This window comes from Haemophilus sp. THUN1692 (assembly GCF_059704395.1).
On record NZ_AP046579.1, the window covers coordinates 1,285,661 to 1,299,031 of the forward strand.

The 13,371-nt window shown below is 43.2% G+C and carries 13 protein-coding genes and 1 CRISPR repeat array; of the genes, 2 read left to right on the forward strand and 11 right to left on the reverse strand.

The genetic code is table 11. From position 1 onward, the window contains the following. Positions 1-99 precede the first annotated feature (99 nt). Both cysK and cysZ read right to left on the reverse strand, forming a co-directional pair. Positions 100-1,050 (reverse strand): cysteine synthase A, encoded by a 951-nt coding sequence (cysK, locus tag AC6H0A_RS06370; RefSeq protein WP_005642794.1) that lies wholly within the window; start codon positions 1,048-1,050, stop codon positions 100-102. A gap of 99 nt (positions 1,051-1,149) precedes the next feature. Next, the gene (gene cysZ, locus AC6H0A_RS06375; RefSeq protein WP_005642797.1) at positions 1,150-1,968 is read right to left on the reverse strand and encodes a sulfate transporter CysZ; all 819 of its coding nucleotides are present in this window, start codon (positions 1,966-1,968) and stop codon (positions 1,150-1,152) included. A gap of 152 nt (positions 1,969-2,120) precedes the next feature. Between cysZ and zipA the strand changes: the two genes are divergently transcribed. Both zipA and ligA read left to right on the forward strand, forming a co-directional pair. Continuing rightward, complete coding sequence (gene zipA, locus AC6H0A_RS06380) at positions 2,121-3,107, forward strand: cell division protein ZipA (protein ID WP_179230956.1); 987 nt, start codon at positions 2,121-2,123, stop codon at positions 3,105-3,107. Positions 3,108-3,223: 116 nt separating this feature from the next. Further along, positions 3,224-5,242, forward strand: a complete 2,019-nt coding sequence (gene ligA, locus AC6H0A_RS06385; protein WP_044233198.1) for an NAD-dependent DNA ligase LigA — start codon at positions 3,224-3,226, stop codon at positions 5,240-5,242. 171 nt (positions 5,243-5,413) lie between these two features. Further along, positions 5,414-5,779: a CRISPR direct-repeat array (repeat unit 32 nt; unit sequence GTTTCAACACACAGCCGCTCGGAGGCGGCTGC). A gap of 191 nt (positions 5,780-5,970) precedes the next feature. Here the strand turns inward: ligA and cas2 are convergent. The 9 genes from cas2 to cas5c all read right to left on the reverse strand — a co-directional run bounded on the left by cas2 (position 5,971) and on the right by cas5c (position 13,356). Continuing rightward, positions 5,971-6,264 carry a CRISPR-associated endonuclease Cas2 gene (cas2, locus tag AC6H0A_RS06390; RefSeq protein ID WP_005642804.1) on the reverse strand — a complete coding sequence of 98 codons (294 nt, stop codon included), beginning with the start codon at positions 6,262-6,264 and terminating at the stop codon, positions 5,971-5,973. 3 nt (positions 6,265-6,267) lie between these two features. Beyond that, a complete protein-coding gene (cas1c, locus tag AC6H0A_RS06395) occupies positions 6,268-7,281 on the reverse strand; it encodes a type I-C CRISPR-associated endonuclease Cas1c (RefSeq protein ID WP_005642805.1) in 1,014 nt (337 codons plus the stop codon). A 273-nt stretch (positions 7,282-7,554) separates the two neighbouring features. Continuing rightward, entirely contained in the window at positions 7,555-8,229 is a 675-nt protein-coding gene (locus tag AC6H0A_RS06400) for a hypothetical protein (protein ID WP_044233180.1), read from the reverse strand. Positions 8,230-8,425: 196 nt separating this feature from the next. Next, positions 8,426-9,079, reverse strand: coding sequence for a hypothetical protein (locus tag AC6H0A_RS06405; protein WP_044233182.1), 654 nt, complete (start codon positions 9,077-9,079; stop codon positions 8,426-8,428). A 29-nt stretch (positions 9,080-9,108) separates the two neighbouring features. Continuing rightward, positions 9,109-9,333, reverse strand: a complete 225-nt coding sequence (locus tag AC6H0A_RS06410; protein ID WP_044233184.1) for a hypothetical protein — start codon at positions 9,331-9,333, stop codon at positions 9,109-9,111. Continuing rightward, positions 9,330-10,013, reverse strand: coding sequence for a CRISPR-associated protein Cas4 (gene cas4 / locus AC6H0A_RS06415; RefSeq protein WP_005642807.1), 684 nt, complete (start codon positions 10,011-10,013; stop codon positions 9,330-9,332). Before cas4 ends, AC6H0A_RS06410 begins: the two co-directional genes overlap by 4 nt. Positions 10,014-10,028: 15 nt before the next feature. Continuing rightward, positions 10,029-10,895 carry a type I-C CRISPR-associated protein Cas7/Csd2 gene (cas7c, locus tag AC6H0A_RS06420; protein WP_179230955.1) on the reverse strand — a complete coding sequence of 289 codons (867 nt, stop codon included), beginning with the start codon at positions 10,893-10,895 and terminating at the stop codon, positions 10,029-10,031. 11 nt (positions 10,896-10,906) lie between these two features. Beyond that, positions 10,907-12,685, reverse strand: coding sequence for a type I-C CRISPR-associated protein Cas8c/Csd1 (gene cas8c / locus AC6H0A_RS06425; protein WP_005642817.1), 1,779 nt, complete (start codon positions 12,683-12,685; stop codon positions 10,907-10,909). Then, complete coding sequence (gene cas5c, locus AC6H0A_RS06430) at positions 12,682-13,356, reverse strand: type I-C CRISPR-associated protein Cas5c (protein ID WP_044233187.1); 675 nt, start codon at positions 13,354-13,356, stop codon at positions 12,682-12,684. The genes cas8c and cas5c overlap by 4 nt, the downstream gene beginning before the upstream one ends. Between the last annotated feature and the right edge of the window lie 15 nt (positions 13,357-13,371).

Genomic DNA, 13,371 nt, shown 5'->3' on the forward strand with positions numbered 1-13,371 from the left:
CAATATTGAAGAAGCCTAGCAAACGCTAGGCTTTTTTGTTTTCAGATATGCCAAATACAAAAATGCGGTGAAAATTCACCGCACTTTGTTCTTTTTTGTTTATCCCTCAATCCCTTCAAATAGTGCTGTGCTTAAATAGCGTTCAGAAGCTGAAGGCAAAATAACGACAATGAGTTTATCGGCAAATTCTGGTAATTTAGCTAGGCGATCTGCAGCCGCGACAGCTGCACCAGATGAAATACCTGCAAGAATGCCTTCTTCCGCCATTAAGCGACGAGCTGTGGCAAGTGCGGTATCGCTATCAACAGTTTCTACGCGATCAATAATAGATAAATCTAAATTTTTTGGAATAAAACCTGCACCGATGCCTTGAATTTTATGTGGGCCTGGTTTTGCTTCTTCGCCCGCTAAAGTTTGAGTAATGACTGGAGATTCCACTGGCTCAACCGCAACAGAAGTGATTTGTTTACCAAAATCTAATTTAATCGCGCGAGAAATACCCGTAATCGTACCGCCTGTTCCTACGCCAGAAACAACAACATCGACTTTGCCATCCGTATCTTTCCAAATTTCAGGGCCTGTTGTTTCTCGATGAATTTGTGGGTTGGCTGGATTTTCAAACTGTTTAAGCATGACATAGCGGTTTGGATCAGAAGCAACAATTTCTTCCGCTTTCGCAATCGCTCCTTTCATTCCTTTTACGCCTTCGGTAAGCACTAAATTCACACCCAATCCGTGCAATAAGCGTTTTCTTTCAAGACTCATTGTTTCCGGCATGGTGAGTGTGATTTTATAACCTCTAGCGGCTGCAACATAAGCCAAAGCGATACCAGTATTACCGCTCGTTGCATCTACAATTTCTTTTCCTTTCATGAGCGTACCATCTTTTTCTGCTTGCCACACCATATTCGCCCCAATGCGGCATTTTACGCTGTAGCTAGGATTACGACCTTCAATTTTCACCACCACATTGCCGTTATGCCCAAAGTGTTTTAAACGCACAAGTGGCGTATTTCCGATAGAATAAGAATTGTCTGCATAAATTGTCATAATATTTCCCTTTCGTTGGACTTCATTAATGTTGGTTTATTTATAGCACCGCACTTTTGATTAAAAAAATAGTTATTTGATCTATTTTATAACCGCAAGCTATTTAACAATCCCTGTATTTTGTGAATGAACCTCAAGCCCTGTTTGAGATGAGGGATGACTATTCATATTAAAACGTAAGCCATTACGATAATTTTCCACCCACATCACCGTCGCACCACATACTGCAACAGGCATGATTAATAAATTAATCACTGGTACAAAAGTACAACAAGTAACCAATCCACCAAAAGTTAAACTTTGGGTTCTTTGATTGCCAAGCGCATTTTTCATGATATCAAAAGAAACTTTGTGATTATCAAAAGGATAATCACAGTATTGAATTGCCATCATCCAACAAGTGAACAAGAAAGTAAGTACAGGCACGATGGTTTGTCCAACCAAAGGAATAAAACTCAGTAAAAACAAGGCGATAATTTTTGGTAGGCTATAACGTAATTTTTGCCACTCTCGAGCAAGCATACGAGGCACATCCCTCATTACATCCACGAGACTATCATCATTAATATTTTCACCTGTCAGCATTTTTTCTACTTTTTCCGCTAACAATCCATTAAAAGGTGCGGCGATAAAGCCGGACAGTGTGGTGAAAGTAAAATAAAAGAACAATAAAATCGTTAAAATTGACAGGGTTAACAAAATTACACTGAGAAAACTCAGCCAGTCTGGAATAAAATTCATTACCCAATCAATCGCACTGGTGATTTGGCTAATAAAAAGCCAAAATAAACCACAAAGCAAAACGGTATTGAGCAAAATTGGAATAATAACAAACCTACGCAAACCTTTTTGTGTGATGTAATGCCAGCCCATTACAAAATAATGGAAACCAGATTTTAATTCATTGGGGTTCAACATTTTTCTTTCCTTTCAATAAAAATACGCCTAAAACAGACCGCTCTTTTCCCTTAAAATTCCACGCATTGAAGTATTTTTTCACCTACTGAAATATGGTAGGATTAGCGCCATTAATAGCATTCTCGCAGGACTAGCACGCGTAAGGAATAAAGATGGATTTAAATACAATTTTGATTATTGTGGGCATTTTGGCACTTGTTGCCTTAATCGTGCACGGATTATGGTCAAATCGTCGTGAGAAATCAAAATATTTTGATAAAGCCAATAAATTTAACCGCACTTCTCATGTGCAAAGATCCCATACGCAAGAAGAAACGCAACCAACAAATGCTAATTTGTCTCATGCAACTACAGCGCAAGCAAACGCACCAATTCGTCATCAAGTCATGCCTAATGCAGCTGTGACTCAAGAACCTGTTGATTATAGACAAAGTGAAAAAAGTGTCGATGACATTAAGATTTCGATTCCAAATGTTCAACCTGTTTATGATATGGGAAATCATCGTTCTGAGCCGTTAAATCCGACTCAACCACAATATGATATGCCGACATCAAATAGCGTTGCGAATATGACATTGGAACAAATTGAAGAACAAGGCCAAAATGCTAGTTTCGATGGAATTAATTCATCATCACCAGAATTAAGAGTGCAACTTGAGGAATTAGCTCACGAAGAACGTCAAGTGGACTACAACGTATCTTTTAATGAACCAAAAGCAAAAACAACAGCTAAACCGAAACAAAAAACTGGCTATATTCAACTTTATCTTATTCCAAAATCTAGCGAGCAATTCAACGGTGCGAAATTAGTACAAGCCCTTGAAAACTTAGGGTTTATATTGGGTAAGAATGAAATGTATCACCGCCACTTAGATTTAAGTTTGGCAAGTCCAGTTCTCTTTAGCGTGGCAAATTTAGAGCAACCAGGAACATTCGATGCCTATAACTTAGTGGATTTTAGCACTATGGGAATCGTATTATTTATGCAACTGCCATCACCAGGTAATAATCTCGCTAATTTACGAATGATGATCCGCGCTGCGCATACATTAGCCGAAGATTTACAAGGCATCGTGCTTACTGAAGAACAAGAAATCTTTGATGAAAATACAGAGCAAACATATCTTGCTCGCGTGTAAATTCATACCTTAAATTTACCGCACTTTTATCTTTATTGAGACAGGCTTTATGCCTGTCTATTTTCACTCTAAACACACAAAAAGTGCGGTCATTTTTCCCCGAGAATTTTATGTTTATGACAAATATTCAAACTCAAATAGACAATCTACGCAAAACCTTGCGCCAATATGAATACGAATATCACGTTCTAGATAATCCTACAGTGCCTGATAGCGAATATGATCGCCTCTTTCATCAGCTAAAAGCGTTAGAGTTAGAACATCCTGAATTTATTACTTCAGATTCCCCAACTCAACGTGTTGGTGCAAAACCACTTTCTGGGTTTAGCCAAATTCGTCATGAAATTCCCATGCTCTCTTTGGATAATGCTTTTTCCGATGAAGAATTCAATGCCTTTGTAAAACGCATTGAAGATCGTTTAATCATATTACCTAAACCACTTACCTTCTGTTGTGAACCAAAACTTGATGGTTTGGCAGTGAGTATTTTGTATGTAAATGGCGTGCTCACCCAAGCAGCCACTCGTGGTGATGGCACCACAGGCGAAGATATTACAGCCAATATCCGCACTATTCGTAATATTCCATTACAACTTCTAACAGATAATCCTCCTGCACGTTTAGAAGTGCGGGGCGAAGTTTTTATGCCACATGCTGGATTTGAGCGTTTAAATAAATATGCGCTAGAACATGGTGAAAAGACCTTTGCTAACCCTCGTAATGCTGCGGCAGGCTCTTTGCGTCAACTTGATCCTAATATTACAAGTAAACGCCCATTAGTATTAAATGCTTATGGTATTGGAATTGCTGAAGGCATTGAACTGCCAAGCACTCATTATGCTCGTTTGCAATGGCTAAAATCTATCGGTATTCCAGTGAATCCAGAAATTCGTTTATGTAATGGCACGAATGAAGTTTTAGATTTTTACCGAGATATTCAGAATAAACGAAGCTCGCTGGGTTATGACATTGACGGAACTGTATTAAAAATCAATGACATAGCCTTACAAAATGAACTAGGATTTATTTCTAAGGCACCTCGCTGGGCGATTGCTTATAAGTTCCCAGCCCAAGAAGAATTAACGGTGTTGAATGATGTTGAATTCCAAGTTGGCCGAACAGGTGCAATCACACCAGTCGCTAAATTAGAACCAGTATTTATTGCAGGTGTTACAGTAAGTAATGCCACCTTACACAATGGCGATGAAATTGAACGCTTAAATATTGCTATTGGCGATACTGTTGTAATTCGCCGAGCAGGGGATGTAATCCCACAAATCATCGGTGTACTACATGAACGTCGCCCTAATAATGCTAAACCAATCATTTTCCCAACAAACTGTCCAGTGTGCGATTCTCAAATTATTCGTATTGAAGGTGAGGCAGTAGCTCGCTGTACGGGAGGATTATTCTGTGCTGCACAACGCAAAGAGGCTTTAAAACATTTTGTCTCTCGTAAAGCCATGGATATTGATGGTGTAGGCGGAAAATTAATAGAACAATTAGTCGATAGAGAACTGATTCATACACCTACGGACTTATTTAAACTTGATTTAACTACGCTCACACGCTTAGAAAGAATGGGCGCAAAATCTGCAGAAAACGCTCTCAATAGTCTTGAGAAAGCCAAAAGAACGACCCTTGCTCGCTTTATTTTTGCTTTAGGCATACGTGAAGTAGGTGAAGCCACTGCATTGAATCTTGCTAATCATTTCAAAACTTTAGATGCGCTTAAAGCCGCTGATCTTGAAGAGCTTCAACAAGTGCCTGATGTGGGTGAAGTTGTAGCAAACAGAATTTTTGTATTCTGGCGTGAAGCCCATAATGTTGCTGTCGTTGAGGATTTAATCGCACAAGGCGTGCATTGGGAAACCGTGGAAGTAAAAGAAGTCAGTGAAAACTTATTCAAAGATAAAACCGTCGTCCTCACTGGCACCCTCACTCAAATGGGTCGCAACGAAGCAAAAGCATTACTACAACAACTAGGCGCCAAAGTAAGTGGCTCAGTTTCCAGCAAAACAGACTTTGTCATCGCAGGTGACGCAGCTGGCTCTAAACTAGCCAAAGCGCAGGAACTAAATATTCCAGTATTAACAGAAGAAGAATTTTTAGAGCAGCTTAATATTTTAAATTAGTTAAATTAAAATCGTATAAACAAAAGCGGCCCAAAATTATCGTATTTTTGACCGCTCTTTTGTATTTAAATGTTAAGTTATCAATTTACTGACATAGTCGTTTGTCTTATTTCATCCTTACTTAAATCCGCAGCTACCCGTATTAATGACGGTAATTTGATTGTGATTACAGTTTCAACACGCAGCCGCGCAGAGACGGCTGCAGATAATCATAATCGGCTTTAAAACGATAATTACGGTTTCAACACACAGCCGCACGGAGGCGGCTGCCTGGCTTTGCAGATGGAACCTTTATTGATATTGAAGTTTCAACACACAGCCGCTCGGAGGCGGCTGCCTGGTTGCGTTGAAGAGGTTGAGTTTTTAGAGCTGTTTCAACACACAGCCGCTCGGAGGCGGCTGCCCAAACATTCAAGCCGAAGATAGCCTGGAATTTACAGTTTCAACACACAGCCGCTCGGAGGCGGCTGCAGGCGGTTTAGAAGCAGGTGTAACTGCCACAGGTGTTTCAACACACAGCCGCTCGGAGGCGGCTGCTCCCTACATAAAAAAGCAAGAAAAATCAGCGTATTAAACACTGTATTTCGCTAACTGATTTTATGATAAGGAGTTTAATAAGTATAACGGTCATACCGCCGTTATACAAATAGATTAACTTATTCAAATTGTTAAAGAAAATAAGGATCGCTATCCCATCAGGGTTTTAATGAGAACAACAGATTAGCGAACTAAATGACAAGCACGTCTTTAAATACATCTATTGCTGGTTTTGCCCCATGATGTTCCACTTTATTACGCCACTTACTGCCCAAATGGTAAAAACGCAGGCTGTCACATGTGGGGTCGTAGGTTTCCAACAGTTTGTTTTTCAAAATGACCCATTGGTCAGGCGTGACATCACATTCAAATACTGAATATTGCGCCCGCACACCGTAATCTAAGCAATGTTTTGCGATGCGGCGCAATCGCACATGCCCGTTTGGATCATCAAAAGAAATGTCGTAAGTAATCAGCATTAACATAGTTTATCTCATCAAAAACGGCGGATATTCCGCCAAATCCCCACGCAGATGACGCGCCAACAGCATGGCCTGAATATACGGCAGCAAACCGATTTCCACTTCTTCATCCAAAAACGGATGCACGATTTTCTCCTGCTTTTTCGCCTGCAAGGCTTGGAACAAGAGCTTACGCGCATCGGCTTTTAAGCTTACCGCGCCGCTTGCCTCGGCGACAAAATCCTGCGATTTGATTTGCCCTCGGTTAATCAGCGACAACACCAACCTGTCTGCCCACCACGCGCGGAATTCTTCCAAAATATCCTGCGCCAAACTGTCGCGCCCCGGTCGGTCAGCGTGCAGAAAACCCACCTGCGGATCCAGCCCCACGCCTTGCAGCGCGCCGCTAATGTCCTTGCCCAAAATGCTGTACACAAACGACAACAGCGCATTCACCCCGTCTCTGGGCGGACGGCGGTTGCGCCCGTCAAAAGAAAAACCGCTTTTTTCGCTCAAAAGCTGCCCGAATACGCCGAAATAACGCGCCGCCGCATCGCCCTCAATACCACGTACCACGTCCAGCTCCGCCGCCCCCTTCAACTGCCGTAGCGAAATATTCAAAGCATCGACCGCACTTTGAATCGCCGAATTCTCACCGTAATTGCGAATCTGCCGCTGAAGCACCCGCTTACTCGCCTGAATCTTCGCCGCAATGATATTGCGCGCAATCGGCACGGGATTTTGCTCCGACACCCGATACTGCGCCCGACGCAACAGCACATTGCCGCTCTGCCGCCCCTGAAGCCGCCCCAAATAACGCCCATTTTCCGTAAAAAACGCCAAATTCACATTATTTTCACCACAAAACCCCAACAAAAACGGCGACACCAGCACATTCCCAAAACAGAAAATATGCCCGATGGAATGCACCGGTAACTGCGCTACCTTCTTACGCTCCTGCTCCACCACCAGCGTCTCCCGCTCCTTATGCAGATAGCTATCTTGAGTGGTGATGTAGAGCGTGTTTTGTAATTTTCTCATATAGCATTAATCAAAATATTGCTAGATAAAATTGATGAATACTTTTATTTTCTCAAACTAATAATTTCCAAAAATGGCAATCCATCAAGCATAAAATTAATATATTCTTTTGAAGAATTTAATGAAGGAGTATCTGCAAGAATAAAAACCTCTCTGCACCATTTATTATTAGCCAATTTATCCATTTGAGATTTAGAAAACTTTTCATACGGCGAATGCTCAATCCAATCTCTAGAAATAAAAAATGAGGGGCGGACAGCATTTTTATTAAGATCAACAACTACTCATTTTATTATCAAATACAATACGATAATCTCCATTGGAAAATTTATTTATCCACGCTTTTCCGTAATAAATTCTCCAACAATTTTGTTCCAGATCTGATAAATCCTGCCCATCAATTCTGATAAATGCATCTTTCAAGAAAATTCTTTCTTGATATGGTTTTGGCAATGTTATTTGAAAGTTTTCATTATTTAAGAAAGACGAAACTAATACAGATAACGTTTTAGTTCGATTAATTGATAATTTTTCTTTTTTAGAATCTGAGAGCTGATGAGTTCGTGAAACACTGCTTTCTTTAGCCTCAGAAGCACTATCACTATTTTGTTTTTTAGGTGTAGGTTCTGCCAGATTTACCAAAATCTCGCCTGAAGCGACATTTTCATAAAACCCATTTTTATCAATCTCTCGCAACTTAATGCGTCTTTCTTCCTCTGCAAAAGGACAGCCGAATTTATGATTTTCAACCGATTTAAAATAAGGATCTACCTTTCTTTTGTATTTAGGTCGCTCCAAATTTGCACAAGTAACCGCAATACCACACGCTTGATGAGGGCATTGAAAGTTTTTTTGACCGCTAACCAAGCCTTTCTCATAAGCAATATCAGCTTCTTTCTCATTAATTATTTTACCCAAATCTAAAGAATATGCTTGCAGCAAACTCATCATATTACTCCTTTGCTTGCCATATTTAAGGCAACCTGAAATTTAGGACTTCGATTCAAACACCACAAACCCGCATGCGTGCGTTCCGCACACACCCTACGCGTTGATTTTGAAGTTTCGTGCCATTCCACAGGTAGGGTGTGTGGCGGAGCCACGCACTCGGTGGCTGGATATGGGCTACGGGCTTGCTAAATATTTAGGAATATCTTAACTCCCTATTTACATAATCTGAGCATATTATTTTTCTTACAGGAAAAGGGAATTCGGTAATAGGTTTTTTAATTATTGGTGAATTATTCTCCTTGAAAATTTTATAACATTGATTAAATTCATCCACTTCAAGAAAATAATCTACGTTTTCATAACCTTGAAATTTGTTTTTTATGCGAGAAATGATAGTATTCTCAATTTTATCAATATAATTGATTTCATTCTCATAAGCGAAAACTACGGGGGCTGGAATTTTTAAAATTTTTCCATTGATATTATAGTAAATTAAATTAGAATGCATATGACCATCTAGTCCGCCTGGTTTAAACATATTCATTTGCAATCTTTTATCTAATGCATTTTGTTTAAAGAAATCTTTGCTAAAACTACTATTGTTATTTATTGAAGAATCTAATAATCCTGGCCAATTCTTATCGACTATTGAAACCAAATGTTTCAAATTATATGTATCATCATGATTTCCAATCAATATTCCATAAAAATCATTTTTTGTAAATATTCCAAAGACTAATTCATCTTTAACGCCTCCGAATTTATTTTTGGATAAATGAAAATGACTAATTCCTGCTGAATATAGTAATAAATCATGCTCCCTCCAATCTTTTATCCTTTTGCTCATATAAGGGTTTATATTTTCTCCAGTTGAAATTATCTTTTTAATATTTTCCCACCCTTTGATTTCTTCATTGAACTCCTTGCTAAGACATATTCCTCTGGGAGAGGCAAGATCATTCTATTGATTAAACAACAATAAATTATTGGCATTACATCTAATTCTTCATCATCAATACTTTCATCATTCAAATTTAGATCAATGATTTTTCTTTTAAATATCTTAAACCATTGCTCTCTAAACAATCCTTCATTCATCATAACTCATCCTGTTTGTAATATATTTCATCAATACCCCCAAACAACCCCTCCACATACCCCACACTCCTATCCCGTTTCCCCAACAACACCGGCTGGCAAATCTCCACCAGCGAGCAGGCTTTGCAGCGTTTGCCGTAGTCGGGCGGTGGGGTTAGTCCACTACCCAAGAGTTCGCGCACGGCGGCGATGGTAGCGAGTGTTTGGGTGCGCAGGTCGTCTGAAAACACGATGGAGACGCGGTGGCGGGTTTGCATATACCACAGCGCGCCCTCAGAGACGGTTTGCCCCGTCATTTCTTCCAAACACAAGCCTTGGGCGCAAAGCTGGATTTCGTCCATCGGATCGGGTTTTGGCTTGCCGCGTTTGTATTCCACGGGTTTCAGACGACCTGTCTTTGTTTCCACTTCCACAAAATCCAACACGCCGCTGATGCCCAGTTTTTCTGCCGACACATGCACCGTCCGCTCAAAGCGCACGCCCTTACGCGTTTCCGGCTCGCCCGAATCCACCCGCTCATGTAACGCTTTGCCTTGCGCCGTCAAATAGTTCTCCGCCCACGCCTGCTCGTTGTGAATTAAGGCGCATTGGCGCGGGCAGAAGGCGTAGTGTTGCAAGGCAGAAAGGGGAATCTGGCGCGTGTCCTGATTTTCCCCTTGGCTTTCGGTTGAAAGTGCGGTCATTTTTTCAAACGTTTTTTAAAGCAACTCTTCCACACTCACGCCATTTAAGCCGTCTGAAACCACGCTGATTTTGTAATCGCCAAAACCGCTTGCCGGCGTACCTGATTCGCCGTTTACGCGTTCAACTTTTACGGCATCAAACAATTTATGTGCAGGCTGGCTGCCGAGCGCACTGTCGTGTTTGAAAACAATCAATTTGCGCGCCGCCATTTCGCCACGGGCGGCGGAGCGGTCGTGCTCAAACATCAGCGTCAGGGCTTGAAAGAGTTTGGCTAAGTCGTCGTCTGAAAAACCAGTTTTGGCGGCAAGGTTGGCGGAGATAAAGCCATGCACGCGGTAGAGCGCGTAAGGGACGATGTATTTGCGCCCCATAGTGCGTTCTTTTTCCAAGTCTTTTTCGTTGGTTACCGCCATGCGGGTGATGGAAACTTCCAGCGGCACAATCGGGTCGATGGATTGGGCAAACGCCAGTTGTACCGGGCCGCGCACTTGTCCGCTGTTGACTTCGGTGGTCATCACGGCGCCAAAGGTGCGGATGTCAAAGAAGTTTTTACACATCCAAGCGGTAATATCGCGGGCTTTGGCTTCGTCTTTTGGTAGTTTTTTGGCTTCCGACTCAATGCCAAGCGCCTCATAAGCGCGTTTGTTTTGCAGGTTTAACACGCTTTTTTCTTTGACGTAGATTTCGTAACTGGCTTCATTTTCGCTGCTGATTTCCACAAAATTACGGATTTTGCGTTTCAGGCAGACATCGGTTACCAAGCCTTTGCTGGATTCGGGATCAAGGCGCGGCATATTGCCCGCATCAGGGTCGCCGTTAGGATTGCCGTTGGTAACATCAAAAAAGTAAACAAATTCATAGCGGTTTTGAATGGCAGACATTTTCTGGCTCCTTAGTTTTCAATAGTTTCAGCGGTTTCTTTTTTAGCAAAATAGCTTTGTTTTTGGTGGTAATAGCCGATGGCGAAGCGGCCTTGCTCGACAATGCTCAAATGGCGCGGAAAGGTCTCGGGCAGTTTGGCAATGATTTCGCCCAAATCTTTATCCAAATTCACCGCCATACCAACTTTGTCTTTACGCAAGCGCGACAAATGGTGTTTTGCACCCGACAAAAGGCGCGGAAAAACCGAAAACGGCACGGCGGATGCGGAGCCGTAATAGCGGTCGGCAATGCCGGTATTTAATTCGCCCAACGCCTGATATTGAATGCGCTCCAACACGGCAAACAGCCGCCCTAAAAGATAGGCGCGATTCGGGCTTTCATTGTTCAAACTCATAGGAACTCCTTCTTCGATAAAACCTTTTCTAAAACGCCGCTGTAATACGGCTTTCATCATTGCCACGCGCAGACCGTTCACGTCGCCGTCGGCGCGGATTCGGGTAATCAGTTGCGACAGCAAACTTAAGGGATACGGCGTGCCGCAAATCACGGCGCGGGTCATTTCACCAGCCAACACGGGCGAGATGTTTTCGCTTTTGCCCAATACGGCAGTTTGCAACAAGAGCCGCCAAATAGACGGCGTCGTTTTCCATGCGCAAGGCTCAAGGGTTAAATCTTGCCAATGCTGCTCCAAATTTTCCGCCAACTGCCCAAACGCGGTGTCCAGCCAAAACCGAATAGAAATCCGCGCGGCATTGGGGGCAAGCCCTAAGATATAAAAACGGGTATTGGGAGAGAGTTCGGGCGCAATTTCTTGCAGCGGGCGACCTTTGCCCACTTGTTCCAATACATTGAAAACTTTGGAACTTTCTTGTTCGTCATCTGGCGGCGTAAACACTTGCGCGAAGAAGCCTTCGGCAGCCTGCGCCGTGGCGTTATCGTCCGCTTCCGCCCAAAAGACCGTGCTGGCATCGCCTATGGTCAGGCAGTGATTATTTTCGCGGCGCAAGAGATAGTTCAGCGCGGTGGTGTAGGCAAAGGCGGATTGTTCGGAAACGGGCGCATTTGCGCCTTGCTCCTTGCCAAAAGAGGCAAAGGCTTCTTTGTTGAACGAAATAATCGAACTGCCGGAACTTTGCCCGCCAAACACGCCTTTAATCGCCGGGTGCAACCGAGCAATCGGGGCGGTGTCGCCGCTAATCAGGCATAAGCCTTCGAATGCTTCATCGCTTTTCAGACAGCCTGCCCACAAGGTTTGCGCGGCTTCGCGTTTATGGATAAGTGCGGTCGGTTTTTCAAGAGAAAATGCGATGTTGGTATCGAGCATTTCGGCAGGCAGGTTTTCGACAGTAAAATGTGCAGGCTGCCAGTTTTGCAGAAAACGGCATAAGGCTTGCAAGCCTTCATCGTCGTTTTCTTGCAGTAAATCAAGATGGTATTGCTTAAAGGCTTCAAAGGTTTTTTCAGACGGCGTAAACGGTTTTTCTTTCGCCTCGGCTTTGTTTTTATTGGCTTCCACGCCAAGCGCGTAGACGGTTTTATCCCACAAAAAATTCGGCTTGATGCCCGACGTGCGTTTTTCAGGGCGCGGCACGCTCATCAGCTTTGGCTGCGGCTTTTTATCGACAGTCAGATTCGGCACAACGGTTTTCAGACGACCTTCTTTATCCAATACCAAAATCCAGCCGATTTTCTCCTCGCTAAAGCCATAAGGTGGTACTTTCGGATTGCCCATTTCATCGTTTTCCGCTGCCAAACGGCGGTAATAGCGGGCAAGGGACGCAAGAATCATGCTTTCACCTCCTCGGCGTAAAACGGCGGCACATCAATCACGCCATCTTTCATTTCAGCGCGGAAAAAATGTGGCGTGTTGCCGTGGTCAAAATCAATGTCGTGCAGTATCCAGCCCAAATCACGGTTTGCCTCGTTTTCCGATAATGCTGATGGCGGCAACGGCTCACCTTCATCAATCAAAGCAAAATCGGCAGGAAACTCACGCACGCCCAAACAAGGCTGCTGAAAGCATTGCCCCTTTTTCGCACGGCGTTTGAACATCTCAATATGCTTGGTAACGGTCTCATCCGCCCCCGCTTTTGCCGTCAGCACCGCATGGGCTTCAATCACATAAGCCACGTCTTTAAGCACCGTCGCCGCACGCTGCTGGCGGTCGTCTTCAATCAGCGTATATAAATCAGCAACGCTCTTGCGCTTCATCGCGCCGCTGACCTTGCCCGCCGAAATCTTGCCGCCCAACTCATTGCGCCGCACCGACTCAAACCGAATCGGCTTCAACACATAAATCCGATCTATCACCCACCGAATCGCCGGCTTCCAATGCACCGCCGCCAAAATCCCGCGCGCCGCAGACGGCGTGATGACATCATAAGACACCCGCTCTACCTTCATCTCAGGACGGGTAAAACAGGCATAATCGCCCCAAACGTGTAGGCGGATTTGGTTCATTTGGTTCTCCTTTTG